18 protein-coding genes and 1 rRNA gene are annotated in these 22445 nt (G+C 72.2%); 8 read left to right on the top strand and 11 right to left on the bottom strand.

Features of this window, described 5'->3' with window-relative positions:
- Positions 1-40: 40 nt before the first annotated feature.
- Together ABZ484_RS30540 and ABZ484_RS30535 are read right to left on the bottom strand one after the other, a co-directional pair.
- On the bottom strand, positions 41-709 hold the full coding sequence (locus ABZ484_RS30540; protein ID WP_358869160.1) for an HAD family hydrolase: 669 nt from the start codon (positions 707-709) through the stop codon (positions 41-43).
- 30 nt (positions 710-739) lie between these two features.
- Positions 740-1261, bottom strand: coding sequence for a hypothetical protein (locus tag ABZ484_RS30535; protein ID WP_358869159.1), 522 nt, complete (start codon positions 1259-1261; stop codon positions 740-742).
- Positions 1262-1573: 312 nt separating this feature from the next.
- Here ABZ484_RS30535 and ABZ484_RS30530 point away from each other — a divergent pair, with 312 nt between their 5' ends.
- Positions 1574-2248, top strand: coding sequence for an Rv3235 family protein (locus ABZ484_RS30530; RefSeq protein WP_358869158.1), 675 nt, complete (start codon positions 1574-1576; stop codon positions 2246-2248).
- A gap of 139 nt (positions 2249-2387) precedes the next feature.
- Here ABZ484_RS30530 and secA read toward each other — a convergent pair whose 3' ends face one another.
- A complete protein-coding gene (gene secA, locus ABZ484_RS30525) occupies positions 2388-5204 on the bottom strand; it encodes a preprotein translocase subunit SecA (RefSeq protein ID WP_358869157.1) in 2817 nt (938 codons plus the stop codon).
- Between the two features lie 295 nt (positions 5205-5499).
- Between secA and ABZ484_RS30520 the strand changes: the two genes are divergently transcribed.
- Both ABZ484_RS30520 and ABZ484_RS30515 read left to right on the top strand, forming a co-directional pair.
- Entirely contained in the window at positions 5500-6087 is a 588-nt protein-coding gene (locus ABZ484_RS30520) for a GNAT family protein (protein WP_358869156.1), read from the top strand.
- Positions 6088-6132: 45 nt separating this feature from the next.
- Positions 6133-7389, top strand: a complete 1257-nt coding sequence (locus ABZ484_RS30515; RefSeq protein WP_358869155.1) for a crosslink repair DNA glycosylase YcaQ family protein — start codon at positions 6133-6135, stop codon at positions 7387-7389.
- A 36-nt stretch (positions 7390-7425) separates the two neighbouring features.
- On the opposite strand, the gene ABZ484_RS30510 is transcribed toward ABZ484_RS30515, so the two are convergent.
- The 7 genes from ABZ484_RS30510 to mtnA form a co-directional block, all read right to left on the bottom strand.
- Complete coding sequence (locus ABZ484_RS30510) at positions 7426-8172, bottom strand: response regulator transcription factor (RefSeq protein ID WP_030167136.1); 747 nt, start codon at positions 8170-8172, stop codon at positions 7426-7428.
- Between the two features lie 209 nt (positions 8173-8381).
- Complete coding sequence (raiA, locus tag ABZ484_RS30505) at positions 8382-9071, bottom strand: ribosome-associated translation inhibitor RaiA (protein ID WP_358869154.1); 690 nt, start codon at positions 9069-9071, stop codon at positions 8382-8384.
- Between the two features lie 338 nt (positions 9072-9409).
- Entirely contained in the window at positions 9410-10288 is an 879-nt protein-coding gene (locus ABZ484_RS30500; protein WP_358869153.1) for a ComF family protein, read from the bottom strand.
- A 191-nt stretch (positions 10289-10479) separates the two neighbouring features.
- On the bottom strand, positions 10480-12321 hold the full coding sequence (locus tag ABZ484_RS30495; protein WP_358869152.1) for an LpqB family beta-propeller domain-containing protein: 1842 nt from the start codon (positions 12319-12321) through the stop codon (positions 10480-10482).
- Entirely contained in the window at positions 12311-14434 is a 2124-nt protein-coding gene (mtrB, locus tag ABZ484_RS30490; RefSeq protein WP_358869151.1) for an MtrAB system histidine kinase MtrB, read from the bottom strand. The genes ABZ484_RS30495 and mtrB overlap by 11 nt, the downstream gene beginning before the upstream one ends.
- Position 14435: 1 nt before the next feature.
- Positions 14436-15125 (bottom strand): two-component system response regulator MtrA, encoded by a 690-nt coding sequence (gene mtrA / locus ABZ484_RS30485; protein WP_003975799.1) that lies wholly within the window; start codon positions 15123-15125, stop codon positions 14436-14438.
- Positions 15126-15250: 125 nt separating this feature from the next.
- A complete protein-coding gene (mtnA, locus tag ABZ484_RS30480) occupies positions 15251-16393 on the bottom strand; it encodes an S-methyl-5-thioribose-1-phosphate isomerase (RefSeq protein ID WP_358869150.1) in 1143 nt (380 codons plus the stop codon).
- A 140-nt stretch (positions 16394-16533) separates the two neighbouring features.
- On the opposite strand from mtnA, the gene ABZ484_RS30475 reads away from it, so the two are divergent.
- Genes ABZ484_RS30475 through ABZ484_RS30455 form a run of 5 tightly spaced genes read left to right on the top strand, consistent with a single transcriptional unit; the run spans position 16534 to position 22243 of the window.
- On the top strand, positions 16534-17940 hold the full coding sequence (locus tag ABZ484_RS30475) for a glycerophosphoryl diester phosphodiesterase membrane domain-containing protein (RefSeq protein ID WP_358869149.1): 1407 nt from the start codon (positions 16534-16536) through the stop codon (positions 17938-17940).
- A 4-nt stretch (positions 17941-17944) separates the two neighbouring features.
- Complete coding sequence (locus tag ABZ484_RS30470) at positions 17945-18727, top strand: DUF4129 domain-containing protein (RefSeq protein WP_358869148.1); 783 nt, start codon at positions 17945-17947, stop codon at positions 18725-18727.
- A complete protein-coding gene (locus ABZ484_RS30465; RefSeq protein ID WP_358869147.1) occupies positions 18724-19944 on the top strand; it encodes a DUF4350 domain-containing protein in 1221 nt (406 codons plus the stop codon). The genes ABZ484_RS30470 and ABZ484_RS30465 overlap by 4 nt, the downstream gene beginning before the upstream one ends.
- Entirely contained in the window at positions 19944-20933 is a 990-nt protein-coding gene (locus ABZ484_RS30460) for a MoxR family ATPase (protein ID WP_358869146.1), read from the top strand. Before ABZ484_RS30465 ends, ABZ484_RS30460 begins: the two co-directional genes overlap by 1 nt.
- A complete protein-coding gene (locus ABZ484_RS30455) occupies positions 20933-22243 on the top strand; it encodes a DUF58 domain-containing protein (protein ID WP_358869145.1) in 1311 nt (436 codons plus the stop codon). The genes ABZ484_RS30460 and ABZ484_RS30455 overlap by 1 nt, the downstream gene beginning before the upstream one ends.
- A 109-nt stretch (positions 22244-22352) precedes the next feature.
- On the opposite strand, the gene rrf is transcribed toward ABZ484_RS30455, so the two are convergent.
- A 5S ribosomal RNA gene (gene rrf / locus ABZ484_RS30450) occupies positions 22353-22445 on the bottom strand; the annotation flags it as partial.

Genomic DNA, 22445 nt, shown 5'->3' with positions numbered 1-22445 from the left:
CCAGCAGCGCCGAGTCGCCCTCAGGACACGGGCGTGCGGGTCACGCCGCGAGGCGGTGGGCCTCGGTGACCGCCTCCCGGAGGGTGTCCACCACCGGCACGCCGGCCTCCTCGAGGCTGGCGCGGCTGTGCGAGCCGCCCGTGTACAGCACCGCCCGTGCCCCCGCGTGCCGTGCGGCCACCGCGTCGTCGGCGGCGTCCCCGATGACCACCGTGCGCGCGGGGTTCACCCTCGCGCCCAGCGCGCCCAGGTGCCGCACCATGTGCTCCGCCTTGCTGCCGCCGGACGGCCCGGTCCGCCCGTCGACCCGTATGAAGTGCGCCTCGATCCCGAAGCCCCGTACCAGCGGGACCAGCTCCTCATGCCCGTACATGCTGAGGATCGACTGGCTGTGCCCGGCCGACGTCCACCCCGTGAGCAGCTCCACCGCCCCGTCGGTCAGCCGGCAGCGGCTCCGGTGCTCGGCGTAGTACCGGTGGAAGACCGTGTCCATGAGCTCCCACTCGGTATCGGTGGGCAGCCGGCCCATCAGCCGCTCGTAGAACTTCGGCACCGGCACGCAGTACAGCGCCCGGTACTGCTCCAGAGTGATCGGCTCCAGGCCGAGTTCGGCGAACGCCGCGTTCGTCGCGCCGATGATCGCGTCGTTGTCGTGGAACAACGTGCCGTTCCAGTCCCAGACGATGTGCGCCCCTGACTGCATCCCCATGCCGGAAAACGTACCCGCCGCCACTGACAATCAGGACCCCTCGCCGAACCCGACCAGGTTCGGGATCTCCTGCGTGGCGTACCACAGCAGCTCGTGGTCCTCGGCCCCGTCCACGACGAACTGCGCGTCGTCGTCCCCGGCGTCCGCCGCGGGCAGCGCCTCGGCCGCCGCGCTCACGTCCGCCTCGGCGTCGTCCAGGTCGGCGTGCACGGCGGCCGCCTCGGCCAGCCGCACCGTCCCCGTCACCCGCACCTCGCCGAGCGCCGCGGGGTCGAGCCCCCGGTCCGGGTCGGCCGCCGCGGCGCCGTCGGGTACGTCCACGGCGACCACGACCCGGCGGCGCGGTGCGTCCGGGTCCGCGGCCAGCAGCCGCAGGGAGGCCAGCGCGGCCCTGCTCAGCGCGGCGTACTCCAGCTCCTCCATGTCGTCGGAGAGGTACCACTCGCGCAGGGCGGGCGTGACGGCGTAGGCGACGAGCGGCCCTGCCCCCAGCTCCCCCGTCTTGTAGGCCTCGGCGAGGCCGGGGAGGGTCAGGGGGACGTAGACGCGCATGGCTGGCCGCTTTCTCGTGTCGGAGGGCTCCGCAGGGCTCCGGGAGACGGCCTTCAGGATACGTGTGGGACCCCTCTTTCGTGCCCACGGCCGCACCCACCGACGCGTCCACCCCACGCCCCGCGTCTCACCCGGTACGCCCCCGCACTCCCGGGCGTTCCCGCGCCCGCCACCACTCGGATGAGTGAATCTGCCGGCCGGCCGCCGGCGGCTCCGCGTTCCTTGCCCGTGCCGAACCGGGTCCCGTACAAGATCCCTACCGGAAGTTACCGCTCGGTAGAGCGACGCACCGCATCACAGAAACGGGGACTCATGAACAAGGTCATGACCAGGGCGCAGCGCCGCCCGGGTACCCGCCCGCCGGGTCGTCTCGACGCACGCCGTCCCGGTGGCGCCCCGCCGCGCACCCCGGGCGGCAGCCCGGCCCGTACGACGAACGGAGGACGCCCACCGGGCTCGCCGCGCGGCGCGAGCCGGGTCCGCACCGCTCCCACCGACAACCGCCCGCCGACCGCCTCCGCCCCCACCCCGGACATCACCTCAAGCACCGCCTCGAGCGCCTCGATCGCCTCGGGTGCATCGGGTGCCTCGGGCGCCTCGAGCATCCCGGCAGCCCCAGAGGGCGCCCACGCCGCTTCCGCCGCCGTCCCCCTCGCCGCCGACGTCTTCGCCGACCGGCTCCTCGCCGTTCTGAGCGGGCAGCGGCCGGTCCACTGGATGCTCCGGCACACCGCCGGCCGTGCCTACGACGAGCTGGCGCGGCTCGCCGAGCGCGGCCCTCTGCGTGCCCGCGGCACCCGTCCCGTGGTGCGCGACATCGGCTACTACGAGCCCCGCCCGGGCGCCGTCGAGGCCTTCGCCCGGATCGGCGCCGGCGAGCAGCTGCGCGCGATGGCCTTCCGCCTGGAGCGGGGCCGCGACCGCCGCTGGCGCTGCACGGCGGTGGAGCTGGGCGCCCGCAGCGTCCCGCGGGCGGCCACCGGATGACGCGAAGGGCCGGGCACCCTCGGGATGCCCGGCCCTTCCCCTGTCACTGCTCGGTCCTACGGTCCGCCGCTCACGGCCTCGTTGCGCGGCGGGGCCGCCGCCGACGGCGCCGCTCGGCACGGCGGCACCGGTCCGGCCGTCACTTCTTGCGGCGGCGACCGCCCTTGGCCTGCTTGCGGCGCTCCGCGCGCGTGAGACCGTCGGCCTCGGAGCGGACCGGCTCGTCGTCGCTGGCGAACTCGCCCTCCACGATGCCGCCCTCACCGTCCACCGTCGGCGCGGAGAAGTGCAGGTCACGCCGCTGCGGCGCGTCCAGGCCCTTGGCCCGGATCTCCGGACGCGCGCCCGCCTGCGCCGGCACCACGTCCTGCGGCTCCTTGTCCAGCGACGGCACGGCGTCCTCGACCGGGACCTCCTCGACCTGCTGCTCGACCTGGACCTCCAGGTTGAACAGGTAGCCGACGGACTCCTCCTTGATGCCGTCCATCATCGCGGAGAACATGTCGAAGCCCTCGCGCTGGTACTCGACCAGCGGGTCCTTCTGCGCCATCGCGCGCAGGCCGATGCCCTCCTGGAGGTAGTCCATCTCGTAGAGGTGCTCGCGCCACTTGCGGTCCAGGACCGACAGCACGACCCGACGCTCCAGCTCACGCATGATCTCGGAGCCGAGCTGGGCCTCACGCGTCTCGTACTGCTCGTGGATGTCGTCCTTGATGGACTCGGAGATGAACTCGGCCGTCAGACCGGCCCGGTCGCCGGCCGCCTCCTCCAGCTCCTCGACGGTGACCTTCACCGGGTACAGCTGCTTGAAGGCGCCCCACAGCCGGTCCAGGTCCCAGTCCTCCGGGAAGCCCTCGGCGGTCTCCGCCTGGACGTAGGCGTCGATGGTGTCGTTCATGAAGTGCTGCACCTGCTCGTGCAGGTCCTCGCCCTCCAGGACGCGGCGCCGCTCGCCGTAGATGACCTCGCGCTGGCGGTTGAGGACCTCGTCGTACTTCAGGACGTTCTTACGGGTCTCGAAGTTCTGCTGCTCGACCTGCGACTGGGCGGAGGCGATCGCGCGCGTGACCATCTTGTTCTCGATCGGAACGTCGTCCGGGACGTTCGCCATCGACATCACGCGCTCGACCATCTGGGCCTTGAACAGGCGCATCAGGTCGTCGCCGAGGGAGAGGTAGAAGCGGGACTCGCCGGGGTCGCCCTGACGGCCGGAGCGGCCGCGCAGCTGGTTGTCGATCCGGCGCGACTCGTGCCGCTCGGTGCCGAGGACGTAGAGCCCGCCGAGCTCCTTGACCTCCTCGAACTCCGCCTTGACCGCCTGCTCCGCCTTCTGCAGGGCGGCGGGCAGGGCCTGCGCCCACTCCTCGATGTGCTCCTCGGGGTCGAGGCCGCGCTGGCGCAGCTCCGCCTCGGCGAGGTCCTCGGGGTTGCCGCCGAGCTTGATGTCCGTACCACGGCCGGCCATGTTGGTCGCGACCGTCACGGCGCCCTTGCGGCCGGCCTGGGCGACGATCTGGGCCTCACGCTCGTGGTGCTTGGCGTTGAGCACCTCGTGCTGGATGCCACGCTTGCTCAACTGCTGCGAGAGGTACTCCGACTTCTCGACGGACGTGGTGCCGACGAGGATCGGCTGGCCCTTCTCGTGCTTCTCGGCGATGTCGTCGACGACCGCCTCGAACTTGGCGACCTCGGTGCGGTAGATCAGGTCCGACTGGTCCTTGCGGATCATCGGCTTGTTGGTCGGGATCGGGACCACGCCGAGCTTGTAGATCTGGTGGAACTCGGCGGCCTCGGTCATCGCCGTACCGGTCATGCCGGAGAGCTTGTTGTAGAGGCGGAAGAAGTTCTGCAGGGTGATCGTGGCGAGCGTCTGGTTCTCGTCCTTGATGTCCACCCCTTCCTTCGCCTCGATCGCCTGGTGCATGCCCTCGTTGTAGCGGCGGCCGGCGAGGATACGGCCGGTGTGCTCGTCGACGATCATGACCTCGCCGTCGATGACGACGTAGTCCTTGTCGCGCTTGAAGAGCTCCTTGGCCTTGATGGCGTTGTTCAGGTAGCCCACCAGCGGGGTGTTCACCGACTCGTAGAGGTTGTCGATGCCCAGCCAGTCCTCGACCTTGGTGACGCCGGACTCGTGGATGGCGACCGTGCGCTTCTTCTCGTCGACGTCGTAGTCGCCGGTCTCCTCGACGCCCTTGAGGGGGTTGCCCGCCTCGCCCTTCTTCAGGCGCAGGACCAGCTTGGCGAAGTCGCCGTACCACTTGGTGGCCTGGTCGGCCGGGCCGGAGATGATCAGCGGCGTACGGGCCTCGTCGACCAGGATGGAGTCGACCTCGTCGACGATGGCGAAGTTGTGACCGCGCTGGACGAGCTCGTCCTTCGACCACGCCATGTTGTCGCGCAGGTAGTCGAAGCCGAACTCGTTGTTCGTGCCGTAGGTGATGTCGCAGCCGTACTGCTCGCGGCGCTGGGCCGGCGTCATGTTGGCGAGGATGCAGCCGACGGTGAGGCCCAGGAACTTGTGGACGCGGCCCATCATCTCCGAGTCGCGCTCGGCCAGGTAGTCGTTGACCGTGACGATGTGGACGCCGTCTCCGGAGAGCGCGTTCAGATAGGCGGGCAGGGTGCCGACGAGCGTCTTGCCCTCACCGGTCTTCATCTCGGCGACGTACCCCATGTGGAGGGCGGCGCCGCCCATCATCTGCACGTCGTAGTGGCGCTGGCCGAGGACGCGCTTGGCGGCCTCGCGCACCGTGGCGAACGCCTCGGGCAGCAGGTCGTCCAGGGACTCGCCGTCGGCGTACCGCTGCTTGTACTCATCGGTGAGGGCCCTCAGCTCGGCGTCGGAGAGGTCGACGAAGTCCTCTTCGATGGAGTTGACCTGGTCCGCGATGCGGTGCAGCTTGCGCAGGATCTTGCCTTCGCCTGCACGCATGATCTTCGTGAGGACGGACACTTGGGTTGGTCTCCTTGCCGGTCGGGCCTGGGACGGTCGGTTTCCATTTGACTTGACTGAGCAACGGCCATCGTATGCGAGGACCCCGCCAAGCCGGGAGGGCCTGCCGCCAGGGCACCCGTCCGTTGCTCCGCTTCGCCTTCACGCTCGTGTTCAGAATCGCCTTCACAGGGGACAACGGCCAGGAGGCGCGGATGGTGCCGCGTCGCCGCCACGAATTGCGCGAATCGTGATCGGCCGCTCACGCGCCGGGAAAACAATGGCGTCCCCCCGCGCCCCCGAGCAGAATCGGCCGATGGAACCCGTCACGCTCACCACGGACCGCCTCGTCCTGCGCACCGTCGGCCGCCGGGACACCGACGCCGTGTACGCCGCCGCGCAGGATCCCGACATCCAGCGCTGGACCACGATCCCCTCCCCCTACCTTCCCGAGCACGCACAGGGCTTCACCGAGCAGATGGTCCCCGACGGCTGGGCCGACGGCTCGATGTTCACCTTCGGCCTCTTCCTCCCCGGGCCGGCCGGGGACCTGGCGGGCATGCTCGGCATCACCAGACGCTCGCTGGGCGAGGCCGAGGTCGGCTACTGGGGGACCAAGGAGCACCGCGGCAACGGCTACGTCACCGAGGCCGTCCGCGCCGCCGCCCGCTGGGCCTTCACCGACGTCGCCGTGGACCGGCTGGAGTGGCGTGCCGAGGTCGGCAACCACGCTTCCCGCGCGGTGGCCGAACGGGCGGGTTTCAGCGTGGAGGGTGTCCTGCGCTCGGCGATCAACAACAAGGGGGTGCGGCGGGACTGCTGGGTGGGCTCCCTGCTGCCGTCGGACCTGGGCCTGCCGTCGACGGCGCCCTACCTTCCCGCCCGCCGGCCGCACGGTGAATGAGCAGGTCGGCGCCCACTGTCAGTGCCGGGTTCTATCGTGCCGAGCATGACCACCGTCCCGCGTCCCGCCTTCGACCTCTCCGCGGACGAAGCCCGCCGCATCGCCCTGCGCGCCCAAGGCCTCCTCGGCGCCCCCGACCGCAGGTCCGGGGTCCGCGGCGTGCTGCGCCGCCTGGGCGCAGTCCAGCTGGACACCATCTCCGTGCTCGCCCGCTCCCACGAGCTCATCCCCTACGCCCGCCTCGGCGCGACAGGCCGCAAGACGGTCGAGAACGCCTACTGGAAGACCAAATCCGTCGGCACGCCTCCGGCCCACGGATCCGCCGGCACCACTCCGGCCCACGAATCCGCCGGCGCGCCTCCGGCGCGACCCAACGCCTTCGAGTACTGGTCGCACGCCGCGTGCATCCTGCCCATCGAGGAGTGGCCCCACTTCGCCTTCCGCCGCCGCGCCTACCGCAACCGCCCGCACTGGAACCACGAGCTGCCCGACGGTGTCTACGACCAGGTCGTCAAGCAGCTGACCACCGAGGGGCCGCTGACGGCCACCGAGCTGGGCGGGGCCAAGCGGACCAGCGAGTGGTGGGACTGGTCCGGCGCCAAGGTCGCCGTCGAGCGGGCCCTGATGTACGGCGAGGTGGTCTGTGTCGAGCGCCGCGGCTGGAAGCGGGTGTACGACCTCGCCGAGCGCGCCGTCCCCGCGGACCTGCTGCACGACGAGCTGGACGACACCGAGTGCCTGCGCCGCCTGGTCGGCCTGGCGGGGAAGTCCCTGGGCGTGGGCACGCGCGCGGACATCGCCGACTACCACCGTCTCAAGGGCGAGCAGGTCGACGCGGTGATAGCGGAGTCGGGCCTGGTCCCGGTCACGGTGGAGGGCTGGGGGAAGCCGGCCTGGGCGGACCCGGCGGCGCTCGCGGCACCACCGCGCGGCCGTCACCGCACCACGCTGCTGTCCCCCTTCGACTCCCTGATCTGGGAGCGGGCGCGCACGGAGCGGATCTTCGGCTTCAGTCACCGCCTGGAGGCCTACGTCCCCCGGCCCAAGCGGGTCTACGGCTACTTCGCGATGCCGGTGCTCGCCGGGGGCCGGCTCGTCGGCCGGGTGGATCCCGCCCGTGAGGGCCGCACCCTCGTGGCCAAGCAGGTCACCCTGGAGGACGCCAGGTCCGTGCCCGCCGTCGCCCAGGCGCTCCTCGAGGCGGCGAGCTGGGTGGACTGCACCGACGTCCGGGTGGAACGGGTGGAGGCTCCCGAGCTGCGCGAGCCCCTCGCCCGGGAACTGGCCCGCGCCCTGGCCTGAACGCGTACCGGCCTGAGCGCGTACCGGCCTGAAGCCTCAGCGGATCTCGAGGATCTTCTCCCGCATCGCGTACACCACCGCCTCCATCCTGGAGTGCAGCTGAAGCTTCTCCAGGATGTTGCGGACGTGGTTCTTCACGGTGTTCTCGGAGATGAACAGCTCCTTGGCGATGTCCCGGTTGTTCATCCCGGTGGCCACCAGCTTGAGGACCTCCAGCTCCCGGTCGGTCAGCCGGGGCGCGGGCACCAGGCGGCGCTCGTCGGTGCGCTGGATCATCGACTTGAACTCGGTGAGCAGCTTGGAGGCCATGGACGGGCTGATCTGCGACTGGCCGTCGGCCACCGCGCGGATGGCGGTGGCCACCTCGTCCGTGGAGATCTCCTTGAGGAGGTAGCCGGTGGCGCCCGCCTTGATGGCGTCGTAGAGGTCGGCCTCCTCGTCGCTGATCGTCAGCATGATGATCTTGGCGCTGGGGGCGACCTCCTTGATGGAGGTGCACGCCTCGATCCCGCCCCGCTTGGGCATGCGCACGTCCATCAGCACGATGTCGGGCAGCAGGTCGGCCGCCTTGTCGACGGCCTCGGCGCCGTCGCCCGCCTCACCGACGACCTGGATGTCCTCCTCGGCGGCGAGCACGATCTCCAGGCCGCGGCGGAAGAGGGCGTGATCGTCCACGACAAGGACTCTGATCGGCTCCTTGCGGGACGCACCCACCTCCGGGCCCATGCCGACGACACCGCCGTCGGCATCCTCGTCCCGGATCGGTCCGAAGCTGTCCGTCATCGTTGTTCCTCCCCCTGAGGCTGTGGCCTGGTGTGCGGTGCCATGGCCAACCCAAGGCAACGGCCCATCGGTTGAGCCGTTGCGGCCATGATTCCATGTCCGGCCGACACTGCGGTGACCAAGCGGTGCGCGAAGGGGTCGCACGCCGGTGCCCCTGGGGGCGCACACGCGCGCTCCAGGGGCACCGGCGCAGCCGTCGGCCGGGTGGGTCAGCCGCCGAGTGTGCCGCCCGCCTCGGGAGAGTTCTCCTGAGTGATCATCGTGTCCGTCCTGAGGTGGATCACGCCGTAGTCGTAGGCGTGCCGCCGGTAGACGACGCTGGGTTCCTTGGTCTCGGAGTCGACGAACAGATAGAAGTCGTGTCCGACCAGCTCCATCTCGTAGAGCGCCTGGTCGAGGGTCATAGGAGCGGCGACGTGGGTCTTCTCGCGGACGATGAGGGGCCCCTCCCCCTGCACCTCCAGCGAGCCGACCTTCTTGGTGGGCACCTGGCCTTCGTCCGCCGCGGCGGTCAGTCCGCTGCCGTTCAGCACCGCCGCGCCCGGGACGTGATCGGCGACCTCCGCCGCCGGGATCCGGCGCGCGCCACGGCGCGAGAAGCGCTTGTCGTGCTGCTTGCGCAGCCGGGTCCCCAGCTTTTCCGCCGCCAGGTCGAGCGCCGCGTACGGGTCGCTGGCCGCTGCCTCCGCCCGGATCACCGGACCGCGGGAGCGGAGCGTGATCTCCACTCGGTCGCTACGGTCGGCCTGTCGGGGGTTGGGCTCCTTGGACACCTCGACGTCGAGGCTGATCACCTTGGCATCGAGCTTCTGGATCTTCTCCAGGTTCAGCTTCTCGGCCACGTGCTTGCGGAACCGCTCGGGCACCTCGGTCTTGCGGCCCTTGACGACGATGTCCACGCAGAACTCCGTTCCCGGATCGCCCCGCTGCGTCGGCGGAGCATCTCCCTTTCGCACCCGGTTCCGGTGACGTCCGGAACCTCGGACTCGGTGACGTCCACCTCCTCCTCCCCCGTGGGCGAGATCTCCACCCTGCCGGTCGGGTGATTCTCGGGAAACCCGCGCACCCGCAAACCGCGAACCCGCGGCACGGCACTCGGATATGACGGGAACGGCCTGCGCCTTTCCCTCACACCCGAACATATCTCGCCCGGCCGGATGGCGTCACCCTCTACCGCGGCGTACCTCCGTTCAGGTGAATTGACTCTTTCATTACCTGCGACGACGGAAGTTCGAGGTCAGTTCCGGCCCAATTCGAAGGATTCCGGCGAGGCCGCGACGACGGCCGCGCAGAGCACGTGACCGGCGCCGTACGCACCCGCCAATTCCGGTGCCTCGTACACCGGGTTCCCCTCCTTCCGTGGTGATGCCGCGTTTCGTTCTCCCATCTCTTCCCGGGCCCGCGCCCCGTACACAGCCGATGTCACCGCCCGCGCCGCCTCGCTCAGCGAGGCGCCCGTCGTCATCAGGTCGTCGACCAGCACCACCGGCCCGTCCCGCAGCAGCCGGGCGCCACCGGCGGCCGCCTCCAGCGCGTCGGCGAGGTTCTCCAGCCGCTGCCGGGAGCCCAGCCCCGACTGGTCGGCCACGGCGCGCCGCTGGCGCAGCACGGCGACCACCCGGACCGGCGTCCCGGACCGGCGCAGCTCACCCGCCGCCGCGAGCGCGATCCGACGGGCCGGATCATGCCCGCGGGCCCGCACCGCTCCACGCGCGGACGGCACGGGCACGAGCAGCACAGGCCGACCGCCCCGCACGGGCCGACCGCCCCGTGACCCGGGACCACCACCCCCGGGTCCCGCCGGGTACCCACCAAAGGCGCCATTGTTCAGCCCCGCCCGCACCGCACCCGCCAGTGCCGCTCCCAGCGGGGCCGCGAGGGTCAGGGCGCCCCGTTCCTTGTGGGCGAGGAGGGCCGCCCTCACCTCGTCCGCGTAGGCGGCCGCCGCGTGCACGACAGGCAGGCCGGGCGGCTCCGGCACCGGTCGCACCCGGCGCGGCGCGGATCCGTCGAGGGCGGCACGGCACTCGGGACAGAGCACCGAGCGCGGCCTGCCACAGCCTGCGCACTCGGCCGGAAGTACCAGGTCGGCAAGGTCCTGCCACCACCCGCGCATGACTCCACTGTGCCCGCGACGCCCGGCCCCGGCCACCCCTGTGGACAACGGACGGCGGTCGCCTGTGGACAACTCGGCCCAGGGCCTCCGGCGCTTCACTCACACGCGTGAGACAAGGCTCCGGAGCCCAAGCTCCCGCCCGTCCCCCGGATCACCACCCGGGCACCCAGTCACCTCACCCGGTGACGCCGTCAGCCGGGATAGACCGGCGCCGACCCGTCCTTGACCACCTTCTGCCACTGCGCCCCGGCCGGCATCCGGACGATCCCGTCCTCCGAGTACGCCACCAGCGGCAGCTGCTCGTCCTCGGACGCGGCGATCGACTTCACGCCCGTGAGCGCGGCGGGCGCGGGACCCTCCGGCGTCGATCCGTCGACCTGGACGTACCGCATCGTCTGCACACCGCCCTGTTCGCGCCCGGCCACCACGAGCCGGCTGTCGCCCGCCCACGACATGGTCGTCACATCCTCCAGCTCGGGCGCCGCGGACCGCAGTTCGAGCACCGACACCACCGGCCGGTCCCCATTCCTGTCGTCCCGCTCGATCCGCCCGATGAGCAGCGACTTGCTGTGGTCCTCGTGCTCCACGACCAGCGCGATCCGCACCCCGTCGGCGGCCACCCGCACCGCGTCGATGCGTCCGTCCAGCCCGGGGACCCGCACCTCGAGCGGCGCGCCCGTGCCCTGCTCCAGCACCATCAGCCGCGGCCGGGCCGGGTTGCGGTCGGCGACCCACAGGTCACCGCGCGCGTCCCAACTGGGCGGCGTCAGCCGGTCGTTCTCGGTCTTTCCCTGGCTCTGCACCACGGGGTCGCCGAGCGCGCCGCCGGACACCAGCGAGCCGACGAACAGCGACCTCCGGTCGTAACCGACCGCGGCGGCGGTGCGCTCGTCCCATGACACCGCGGCCGAGCTGAACTTCTGGACGCCCTCTCCCAGCGCGCCCGGCACCGGGTCCGCCTGCGTACCGGTACTGCCTCCGAAGATCCGCACCAGGCGCTGCCTGTCATCGAGGAAGTACAGGTACTCGGGGCGCTTCGTCGAGCCGCGCGTGGCGACGTCCTCGGCCCCCTCCTTGTCGAGCGTGCACATCGTGGTGCCGTCGGCCCGCTGCAACGCCACCGCGTCCACGGTGGGCGTCAGGTTCCGCAGCGTGAACAGCAGTTGGGTCGCCATCTCCCCGCACTGGTGCCGTCCGGCCCGGGACGCCTTCTGGTTGAGCGGCACCGTCAGCTTGTTCTGGTCGTCGGGGGTCAGCGCGGTGACGCCGTCGCGCAGCGCCGTACCCGTCGGGAAGCTCGACCTGACCACCGGCTCGAGCCAGTGCGTGGGCCCCTTGAGGACGGAACGCACCATCTGCGTCATCGCGTCCACCCGCCGCCGCACGTATACGGGGTCGGCGACGGCCGTCACCGGCGTCCCCGCCGTCTCGGCCCCGGCGTTGGAGGCGAAGTAGTACTTGTTGACGGACACGTAGTTGCGCTGGAAGTCGGACTGCCCCATGACGACGCCCTGGGGCACCACGTCGATGCGCCACTGGCCGCTCTTCTTGTTCCGCGTCAGATGCACCGGTTGGCTGTACTGGCCGCCGAGAGGCGCGTACGACTGCTGGTCGTCCACCCGGGCCACCTTGCTCCCGGTCAGCGTGAACCCGAAGGTGTCGGTGTCGTCGCGTCCCGATGTGCGGTCGGCCTGAGGGTTCGGCCCGTTGGCCAGCACCGTGGTGGAGTCGTCCGGCCGCCAGTTCCGCGCGGCCTCGCCGGTCAGATACTGGCGCGCCGTCGCGTACTGCGGGTCGTCGCTGGTCAGCGCCTCCAGGAAGCCCTGAAGGATCTCCGACGGCGGGGCGTTGTCCCGGGGCGGCATGGCGAACACCCGTACCTCTGTGTCCTGCCGTGGGGTGGACTCCACGTCACGCAGATCCCCGCTGTCGGGCATCGAGGCACAGCCCGCCAGCAGGACGACCCCACAGGCGGCGTACGCCACCGCGCGCAACGGCCGACGCCGCGCGCCCCCCTCGCGGTCAGCGCCCACGAAATGCCTCCCCTTGCTGCTTCGGCTCCCGTGCCCCGGCTCCCTCCGGGTCCGCGGAGCTCGCGGTCTCGTCACCCGCCGGATCCACGGCGGGCGCGCCCGCCCGCGCGGGTGCGGACGTGGACGTGGTGTCCGGCCGGCGCGTGCCCGAGGCGGGCCGGGGCACCACGCGTGCGCCGCTGCCGGGCAGCGCCGTCGGATCGGCCGTGGGGGTCACGGTGGTCTGCCGGGCGGCTATCGGGTCCCTGCCGTCCCGGCCCGGCAGCGCCGTCCGGTCCCCGGCCTGCGCGGGCACGGTGGCCAGTTTGTCGCCACCGCGCGACGGACCGGCGTCGTCGAGTCCCTGGTTGCGGCGCGAATCCTTGGGTTCCAGGGGTATCGGCGAGCCCCGCAGCGGCTCGTCGGCGGTCCTCGGCAGCGTCAGCCGGAACTGCGATCCGCCGCCCGGCTCACCCCACGCCTGCAGCCAGCCGCCGTGCAGCCGGGCGTCCTCCAGGGCGATCGACAGGCCCAGGCCCGTACCGCCGGTGGTACGCGCGCGTGCCGGGTCGGCCCGCCAGAAACGGCTGAAGACGCGGGTCGCCTCGCCCGGCTTGAGCCCGACACCGTAGTCACGCACGGCGACGGCGACCGCGCCGCCCGCCGCGGCGAGCCTGACGACGACATCCCGGCCCTCGCCGTGCTCGACGGCGTTGACGACGAGGTTGCGCAGCACGCGCTCCACCCGCCGCGCGTCGGCCTCGGCGACCACGGGCTGCTGGTCACCGACGACACGTATCCGCGTGCCCTTGCGCTCCGCGAGCGGCTCGGCGCCGCTGACCACGCGCCGTACGACGTCACGCAGATCGATCGGCTCGGCCTCCAGGGCCGCCGCGCCCGCGTCGAAGCGGCTGATCTCCAGCAGGTCCGCCAGCAGCGACTCGAACCGGTCCAGCTGGTCGGCGAGCAGTTCCGCCGACCGCGCGGTGACGGGGTCGAAGTCCTCGCGGGCCTCGTGGATGACGTCGGCGGCCATCCGCACGGTCGTCAGCGGGGTACGCAGCTCGTGCGAGACGTCGGAGACGAACCGGCGCTGCATCCGCGACAGGTCCTCCAGCTGGTTGATCTTCAGCTGGAGGTTCTGCGCCATCTTGTTGAAGGCCTCGCCCAGGCGGGCGATGTCGTCCTCGCCGGTGACCTTCATCCGCTCCTGGAGCCGCCCCGCCGACAGCCGCTCGGCGATCCCGGCGGCCATCCGCACCGGCGTGACCACCTGCCGCACCACCAGCCAGGCGATCGCCCCGAGCAGCACGACGACGAACAGACCGGCCGTCGCCAGGGTGCCCTTGACCAGGCTCAGCGACTTCTCCTCCTGACTCAGCGGGAAGAGGTAGTACAGCTCGTACGGGTCGCCGTTGGGGTCGTTGACCTGCTTGCCGATGACGAGGGCGGGCTGGGGCTTCTTGTCGGTGTCCTTGTAGATGATGCGGGTGTAGCTCTGCGCGGCGGTCATGCTGCTGTTGATCCGCGCCCGCAGGTCCTCGGGGATGCTCCCCGTCGGGTCCACGCCGCCGGAGGCGCGCGGGCCCCGCCCGCCGTTGCCGTTGTCGTCCGCGGGCAGCGTGACGACGTCGAAGGCGCCCTGGCCGCCGCTGGAGAGAGACAGCACCAGCTCGCTCATCCACGAGATGACGTTCTGGGGGGAGTGGCCGTCCGCGGGGGCGCCGCCGTCGTCGCCGGTGCCGGTCGCCGCCTGGTCGGCATTCTGCTTGGCCACGGCGAAACCGCCGGTCGCCTGGCTCTGCGACGCCTTCACCTTCGCCTCGAGCAGGCCGTTGCGCACCTGCCCGATGACGACGAAGCCCAGCAGCAGCACCACGCCCAGCGACATCAGCAGCGTGGTCGCGACGACCTTCAGCTGGATGTTGCGCCGCCACAGCCGCATCACGGGCAGCAGCGGCCGGCGCACCCAGCGCAGCAGCAGGCGCAGGACCGGGCTGCCCTGCACTCCGCCGTTCAGCAGCCCACCCTCAAGGAAACGTCCCCAACGAGAGCCCGCGCTCTTCCGGCCGACAGGCCGCCCCGCGCGGGCCCCGGTCCGACCGGGGGCCGAAGCGGCACTGTCCCCGGACATGTCAGCTCGGCCCGGCCTTGTAGCCGACACCACGGACGGTCACCACGATCTCCGGCTTCTCCGGGTCCTTCTCCACCTTGGAACGCAGCCGCTGCACATGCACGTTCACCAGACGCGTGTCGGCCGCGTGACGGTAGCCCCACACCTGCTCGAGGAGCACCTCGCGGGTGAACACCTGCCAGGGCTTGCGGGCGAGGGCGACCAGCAGGTCGAACTCCAGCGGGGTCAGCGCGATCGACTGCCCGTCCCGCTTCACGGAGTGCCCGGCCACGTCGATGACCAGGTCACCGATGGCCAGCTGCTCCGGCGCGGGCTCCTCCGACCGGCGCAGCCGCGCCCGGATACGGGCCACGAGCTCCTTCGGCTTGAACGGCTTCACGATGTAGTCGTCGGCGCCGGACTCCAGGCCCACCACGACGTCGACGGTGTCGCTCTTGGCCGTCAGCATCACGATCGGCACCCCGGACTCGGCCCGGATCAGCCGGCACACCTCGATGCCGTCCCGCCCGGGCAGCATCAGGTCCAGCAGCACCAGATCGGGCTTGGTCTCCCGGAAGGCCGCCAGCGCCTTGTCGCCGTCGGCAACGAAAGACGGCTCGAAACCCTCGCCACGCAGCACGATCCCGAGCATCTCGGCCAGTGCGGTGTCGTCGTCGACGACAAGGACTCGTCCCTTCATAAACGACATCATCCCATTCTTGTAACGGTGGCGAAGATCCAGGTGAGGCAGCTCACTGGCCTGTGACGATAGTCGTACCGAGCCGTCACTGTATGCCTCTGCCGCCTTGGACAGCGAACGGGACGGGTGACGAGGTCCTAACCGACCGTCGCCTGCCGCGAGCGGGCGCACAGCTCGGCCAGGCCCTTGGCGGTCACCGGGGACACCGTGCCCTCCTCGGTGACGATCGCGGTCACCAGCTCGGGCGGGGTCACGTCGAACGCCGGGTTGTAGGCCGGGGTGCCGAGAGGCGCGACCGGGATGCCGCCGCCCGCTCCCATGACCGGAACCTGCGGGGCGACGAGCTCGGTCACCTCGTAGCTCGGCCGCTGCTCGACCTCGATGGAGGCTCCGTCCGGGGTCTCCAGGTCCACCGTCGTCACCGGGGCGACCACGATGAACGGCACATGGTGGTAGCGGGCGAGCACCGCGAGCGGATAGCTGCCCACCTTGTTCGCCACCGAGCCGTCCGCCGCGATCCGGTCCGCGCCGATCAGCACCGCGTCCACCTCGCCCGCCGCGAACAGCGAACCCGCCGCGTTGTCGGTGAGCAGGGTGTACGCCAGGTCGTTGCGGGCCGCCTCGTACGCCGTCAGCCGGGCCCCCTGGAACAGCGGCCTCGTCTCGTCCACCCACAGCCGCCGCAGCCGTCCCGCCCGGTGCGCCGCGAGCGCCACCGCGAACGCCGTCCCCTCCCCGCCCGACACCAGCGACCCGCTGTTGCAGTGCGTCAGGACCCGGTGCCCGCCGCCGGGCAGCAGCTCGTCCAGCAGCGCCAGCCCGTGCTCGGCCATCCGCTCGCTGGCCCGGGCGTCCTCCTGGTGCAGCTGCCGTGCCGCGGCCAGCGCCGCCGGCGCGGCCTGCCGGGGATCACCGGTCCTGGCGAGCGCGGCCCGGTAGGCGGACTGCGCCCGCTGCACCCCGACCGACAGGTTCACCGCGGTGGGTCGGGCCGCCGCCAGCACGGTCGACGCCTCGTCCACGTCGAAGCCGCGTGCGGCGGCGAGCGCGACACCGTACGCCCCGGCGATGCCGAGCAGCGGCGCCCCGCGCACGGCCAGCGACCGGATGGCCTCCACCAGCGCGGACGCGTCCGTGCACACCAGCTCCATCTCCTCGGCGGGCAGCCGCGTCTGGTCCAGGAGGACCACGACCGGCCCCTCGGGCGGCTCCTCCCAGCGGATGACCGGGATCCCCGCCTGCCGGTTGTCACCACGGGTCTGCGCGTACTGATCAGCCATGCCGTCAGTGTTCCCCGTATCGCGCGGACAATGGAAGGCACACAGCCCCTACCGTGGCAGGTCACCCGAACACCACCCCATGGCACGATGGCTGCCAACCTGGAGCCGCGACCGCGGACGGGCACCGTGAAGGAGCGACGATGAAAGACACTCCGGGCTGGGCCTCGCCCGGATCCGCCCCGTCCGACGGGCAGGAGACCGGCGCGTCCGGCCCTGCCGACGCCGCCGGCCGACCCGACCCCGCGCAGCCGGCACAGCCCGGTCAGCCCGCGGACCGGCCGGGCACCCAGCCGCAGAGCCCCGGCATGAAGTGGTCCAAGGAGCAGCCGCCGCCGGGCCAGTGGTCCGCGCCCACCGGCGCACCGGCCCCCGGCCAGACCCCACCGCCGCCGCCTCCGGGCCCCGGCTGGGGCACCCCGCCGCCGCCCCCCGGCGGCTACGGCGGTCCAGGGGGCGGCGGATGGGGCGGCCCGGGACACGGCGGTCCCGGATACGGCGGCCCTGGATACGGCGGCCCCGGCGGCTACGGCGCCTGGGGCGGCGGATGGGGCGGCCCGCCGCCCGCCGCCAAGCCCGGCGTGATCCCGCTGCGCCCGCTCGGCGTCGGCGAGATCCTCGACGGCGCGGTCTCCATGATGCGCACCCACTGGCGCACCGTGCTGGGCATCTCCCTCGTCGTCGCGGTCATCACCGAGATCATGACGATCCTGGTGCAGCGCATGGCGCTCCAGAACACCGTCGACAGCGACGCCCTCGACGACCCGAACGCCTCTCCCCGCGAACTGTTCCGGGCCATGGGCGACGCCCTGCTGGGCTCGGGCGTCCTCTTCGTCGTCTCCCTGGTCGGCACCGTCCTGGCCACGGCTCTGCTCACGACGGTCACCAGCCGCGCGGTGCTCGGCCGGCCGGTCACCGTCCGCGAGGCCTGGCGCGACGCCCGTCCCCAGGTGCTGAGGCTGGCCGGGCTGATCCTCCTGCTGCTGCTCATCGGCATCGGCGTCCTCGCCGTGGGCCTGCTGCCCGGCATCCTCGTCGCCGTGTCCGGCTCGCCCGTCGGCGGCACCGCGCTCGCCGTCCTCGGCGCCCTGGCCGGCGGTGTGGTCGCCGTGTGGCTGGCCGTCCGCTTCTCGCTGGCCTCGCCCGCGCTCATGCTCGAGAAACAGGGCATCAAGAAGGCCATGTCCCGCTCGGCCAAGCTGGTCCGCGGCTCCTGGTGGCGGGTCTTCGGCATCCAGCTGCTGGCCGCGCTCATCGTGGGCATCATCTCGGCGATCATCGTGATCCCCTTCGGCCTCATCGCCGCGGCGTTCAGCGACGGCGGCGTCTCGGGCCTGTTCGACGGCAGCACCGACCTCGGCTGGACCTACCTGATCATCAGCGGGATCGGATCGGTGATCGGCTCCCTGATCAAGTTCCCGATCTCGGCCGGTGTCACCGTGCTCCTCTACATCGACCAGCGCATCCGCCGCGAAGCACTCGACCTCGAGCTGGCCCGCGCCGCCGGGATCCAGGACCGCGGCTCCGGCACACCGGCCTCGGGGAGCTGATGCCGTGAGTCTGCCGGGGGGAGTTCTCACAGCACTGCCCGCGCTGCCACGCGCGGCACACACAGGCGTACGCACGCTGCTCCGCACGGGCGGCGGATCCGCCGTCCAGGCGCAGCCGAGCCCCGGCGAACCGCCCGTGACCATCCCGCGCGACCCCGCCCGGGAGGCGGCCCGCCGCGAGCTGTCCAAACGCATGTACCACGAGAACGACCCCGGCGTGCTGCAACGCGCCCTCGACCACTTCTGGAACTGGGTCGGCGACCTGTTCGACTCCGCCTCGGCCGCGAGCCCCGGCGGGACCGTCGGCCTCGTCGTCGTCATCGTGGCCGTCCTCGCGGTGCTGGGCGCCCTGTGGTGGCGGCTGGGCACCCCGCACCGCACCCTCGCCTCCACCCCCGCACTGTTCGACGACCGCCCCCGCAGCGCCGCCGAACACCGCGCGGCCGCCGAGGCCCACGCCGCCCAGGGCCACTGGAACCAGGCCGTACAGGAACGCATGCGTGCCCTCGTCCGCTCCCTGGAGGAACGCGCCCTCCTCGACGTACGCCCCGGCCGCACCGCCGACGAGGCCGCCGCCGAGGCCGGCCGCTCCCTGCCGGCGCACACCGACCGGCTCCGCGCCGCCGCACGGGACTTCGACGACGTCACATACGGCGGCCGCCGGGCGACCGAGCAGTCGTACCACCGCATCGCCGAACTCGACCGCGACCTGGAACGCACCAGGCCGCAGCAGAGCAGCAGCGACCAGAGCACGGCCCCCACCGCCCACCAGGGAGCCGCCGGATGACCCACGAGGCCACCACCACGGCCACGGCCCCGCCCTCGGCCCCCTCGACCTCGGTGTCCCCCACCGCCCGCCAGGTCTGGACCCGCGGGCGCGGCATCCTGCTCGCACTCGTGGTCCTCCTCGTCGCGGGCATCGCCATGGCCGCACTCCGCTCCGGCGACCGGCACGGACGTCTGGACCCGCGCTCCGCCGACCCCTACGGCAGCCGCGCCGTCGCCGCCCTCCTCGCCGACCACGGCGTGTCCACCCGCGTGGTCACCACCCTCGACCAGGCGCGCGCCGCGACCGGCCCCGACACCACCCTGCTCGTCGCCGTGCCCGACCTGCTGACCCACCACCAGCAGTCCCAGCTGCACACCGCGACCACCGCCTCCGGCGGACGCACCGTCCTCATCTCCCCCGACACCCCCTCCGTCACCGGCCTCGCCCCCGGCGTCACCGCGGACCCCGCACCCGGCTTCGACACCACTCTCGCCCCCGACTGCTCCCTGCCCGCGGCCCGCCGCGCGGGCACCGCGGAGACGGGCGACGGCGTCCGCTACTCGACCACTGTCCAGAACGCCGACTCCTGCTACCCCAGCGACGGCTTGCCCACCCTGCTGCGCATCCCGCACACCGCACACGGCGGCGACACCGTCCTCCTCGGCGCGCCCGACATCCTCTACAACGACCGTCTCGACAAGCAGGGCAACGCCTCGCTCGCCCTCCAACTCCTCGGCTCCCGCCCCCATCTGGTCTGGTACCTCCCCTCGCTGACCGACGACTCCACCCAGGACACCGGCGAGCGCGGCTTCTTCGACCTGCTGCCCTCCGGCTGGCTGTGGGGCACCCTGCAACTCTTCATCGCCGCCGCCCTGGCCGCCCTGTGGCGGGCACGCCGGTTCGGCCCCCTGGTGCCCGAGAAACTCCCCGTCGCGATCCGCGCCTCCGAAACCACCGAAGGCCGCGCCCGCCTCTACCGCAAGGTCAACGCCCGCGACCGCGCCGCCGCCGCTCTTCGCTCCACCACGCGCACCCGCCTCGCCCCCCTGGTAGGCATCCCCGTCACCCAGGCGCACACGCCCGAGGCCCTGCTCCCCGCCCTGTCCGGCCGGCTCGACACCGACGGACAGACCCTGCACGACCTCCTCTTCGGCCCGCCGCCCGGCGACGACGCGGCCCTCGTCTCCCTCGCCGACCGACTCGACGCCCTCGAAAGAGAGGTACGCCGTCCATGATGGACCCGACCACTGACAACGCCGGGCACACCGGGGACGCGGCCGGCGCCCGCGCCTCCCTGGAAGCCCTGCGCGCCGAGATCGCCAAGGCCGTGGTCGGCCAGGACCCCGCCGTGACCGGCCTCGTCGTCGCCCTGCTCTGCCGCGGCCACGTCCTGCTCGAAGGCGTCCCCGGAGTCGCCAAGACCCTCCTGGTCCGCACCCTCGCCGCCGCCCTCGACCTGGGCACCAAGCGCGTGCAGTTCACTCCCGACCTCATGCCGAGCGACGTCACCGGCTCCCTGGTCTACGACACCCGCACCGCCCAGTTCTCCTTCCAGCCCGGCCCGGTCTTCACCAACCTCCTCCTCGCCGACGAGATCAACCGCACCCCGCCCAAGACCCAGTCGTCACTGTTGGAAGCCATGGAGGAACGCCAGGTCACCGTCGACGGCACCCCGCGCCCGCTCCCCGAGCCCTTCCTGGTCATCGCCACCCAGAACCCCGTCGAGTACGAGGGCACCTACCCCCTCCCCGAGGCCCAGCTGGACCGCTTCCTCCTCAAACTGACCATCCCGCTGCCCTCCCGTCAGGACGAGATCGACGTCCTCACCCGCCACGCCGCCGGCTTCGACCCGCGCGACCTGCGCGCCGCCGGAGTACGCCCCGTCGCCGGCCCCGCCGACCTGAACGCGGCGCGCGCCGCGATCGCCAAGACCACCGTCTCCCCCGAGATCGCCGCGTACGTCGTCGACCTCTGCCGCGCCACCCGCGAGTCGCCGTCCCTCACCCTCGGCGTCTCCCCGCGCGGGGCGACGGCCCTGCTGTCGACCTCCCGCGCCTGGGCCTGGCTCACCGGCCGCGACTACGTCATCCCCGACGACGTCAAAGCCCTCGCCCTGCCCACACTGCGCCACCGTGTGCAGCTGCGCCCGGAGGCCGAGATGGAAGGCGTGACGGCCGACTCGGTGATCAACGCGATCCTCACCCACGTCCCGGTCCCCCGCTGATGGCCCTCACCGGACGCGCCGCCCTGCTCGCGGCCCTCGGCTCCCTCCCGGTCGGCATCTGGGACGCCGGCTGGACGGGCGTCCTCGCGGTCAACGCCCCCCTGGCCGTCGCCTGCGCCTGCGACTACGCCCTCGCCGCACCGGTACGCCGCCTCGGCCTGACCCGCTCCGGCGACACCTCCGTACGCCTGGGCGAGACCGCCGACGTCACCCTCACCGTCACCAACCCCTCCCGGCGCGTGCTGCGCGCCCGGCTGCGGGACGCCTGGCCACCCAGCAGCTGGCAGCCCGGCACGGAGACCGTGGCCTCCCGCCACCAGGTGACGGTGCCATCCGGCGAACGCCGCCGCGTCACGACGCGCCTGCGGCCCACCCGCCGCGGCGACCGGCACGCCGACCGCATCACCGTCCGCTCCTACGGCCCGCTCGGCCTCTTCTCCCGCCAGGGCACCCACAAGGTCCCCTGGACCGTGCGGGTCCTGCCACCGTTCACCAGCCGCAAGCACCTTCCGTCGAAACTCGCCCGGCTACGCGAACTCGACGGCCGCACCAGCGTCCTCACCCGCGGCGAGGGCACGGAATTCGACAGCCTGCGCGAGTACGTCCCCGGCGACGACACCCGCTCCATCGACTGGCGCGCCACAGCCCGCCAGTCCACGGTCGCCGTACGCACCTGGCGCCCCGAACGCGACCGGCACATCCTGATCGTCCTCGACACGGGCCGCACCTCCGCGGGCCGTGTGGGCGACGCACCGCGCCTGGACGCCGCCATGGACGCGGCCCTGCTCCTGGCGGCGCTGGCCTCCCGCGCCGGTGACCGCGTCGACCTGCTCGCCTACGACCGCCGGGTCCGTGCCCTGGTCCAGGGCCGCACGGCCGGCCATCTCCTCCCGTCCCTGGTCAATGCCATGGCCGCGCTGGAGCCGGAGCTGGTCGAGACGGACGCCCGGGGCCTTGCCGCCACGGCCCTCCGTACGGCTCCGCGCCGATCGCTGCTCGTTCTGCTCACCAGCCTGGACGCGGCTCCTGTCGAGGAGGGCCTGCTGCCGGTGCTCCCGCAACTCACCCAGCGCCACACGGTTCTGGTGGCCTCGGTGGCGGATCCGCATGTCACTCGCATGGCCGCGGCCCGAGGCAACACGGAGGCGGTCTACGAGGCCGCGGCAGCCGCCCAGTCCCAGACCGAGCGTCATCGCACCGCGGAACAGCTCCGCCGCCAGGGCGTCACAGTCGTCGACGCGACACCCGAGGAACTGCCGCCGGCGCTGGCGGACGCATATCTGGCGCTGAAGTCGGCGGGCCGCCTGTGAGCGGGCCGTGAGTGACTGAGTGACACTGGGGGCGTAAGCCCCCTGATTTCTTTTCCCCTGAACGCAGAAAACCCCCGTGCCGACTGGCACGGGGGTTTCCTCAAAATTTGTTCGGCGGTGTCCTACTCTCCCACAGGGTCCCCCCTGCAGTACCATCGGCGCTGTGAGGCTTAGCTTCCGGGTTCGGAATGTAACCGGGCGT

The sequence above is a fragment of the Streptomyces sp. NPDC006393 genome (assembly GCF_040628575.1).
Classification (GTDB): Bacteria; Actinomycetota; Actinomycetes; order Streptomycetales; family Streptomycetaceae; genus Streptomyces.
Note: the sequence above shows the minus strand (reverse complement) of the source record. Positions and strands in the feature narration are given on the sequence as shown.

Excerpts from the sequence above, each read along its gene's own strand:
- ABZ484_RS30540 (WP_358869160.1), bottom strand. The coding sequence starts at position 709 with ATGGGGATGCAGTCAGGGGCGCACATCGTCTGGGACTGGAACGGCACG.
- ABZ484_RS30535 (WP_358869159.1), bottom strand. The coding sequence starts at position 1,261 with ATGCGCGTCTACGTCCCCCTGACCCTCCCCGGCCTCGCCGAGGCCTAC.
- ABZ484_RS30530 (WP_358869158.1), top strand. The coding sequence starts at position 1,574 with ATGAACAAGGTCATGACCAGGGCGCAGCGCCGCCCGGGTACCCGCCCG.
- ABZ484_RS30520 (WP_358869156.1), top strand. The coding sequence starts at position 5,500 with ATGGAACCCGTCACGCTCACCACGGACCGCCTCGTCCTGCGCACCGTC.
- ABZ484_RS30515 (WP_358869155.1), top strand. The coding sequence starts at position 6,133 with ATGACCACCGTCCCGCGTCCCGCCTTCGACCTCTCCGCGGACGAAGCC.
- ABZ484_RS30510 (WP_030167136.1), bottom strand. The coding sequence starts at position 8,172 with ATGACGGACAGCTTCGGACCGATCCGGGACGAGGATGCCGACGGCGGT.
- ABZ484_RS30500 (WP_358869153.1), bottom strand. The coding sequence starts at position 10,288 with ATGCGCGGGTGGTGGCAGGACCTTGCCGACCTGGTACTTCCGGCCGAG.
- mtrB (WP_358869151.1), bottom strand. The coding sequence starts at position 14,434 with ATGTCCGGGGACAGTGCCGCTTCGGCCCCCGGTCGGACCGGGGCCCGC.
- mtrA (WP_003975799.1), bottom strand. The coding sequence starts at position 15,125 with ATGATGTCGTTTATGAAGGGACGAGTCCTTGTCGTCGACGACGACACC.
- mtnA (WP_358869150.1), bottom strand. The coding sequence starts at position 16,393 with ATGGCTGATCAGTACGCGCAGACCCGTGGTGACAACCGGCAGGCGGGG.
- ABZ484_RS30475 (WP_358869149.1), top strand. The coding sequence starts at position 16,534 with ATGAAAGACACTCCGGGCTGGGCCTCGCCCGGATCCGCCCCGTCCGAC.
- ABZ484_RS30465 (WP_358869147.1), top strand. The coding sequence starts at position 18,724 with ATGACCCACGAGGCCACCACCACGGCCACGGCCCCGCCCTCGGCCCCC.
- ABZ484_RS30460 (WP_358869146.1), top strand. The coding sequence starts at position 19,944 with ATGGACCCGACCACTGACAACGCCGGGCACACCGGGGACGCGGCCGGC.
- ABZ484_RS30455 (WP_358869145.1), top strand. The coding sequence starts at position 20,933 with ATGGCCCTCACCGGACGCGCCGCCCTGCTCGCGGCCCTCGGCTCCCTC.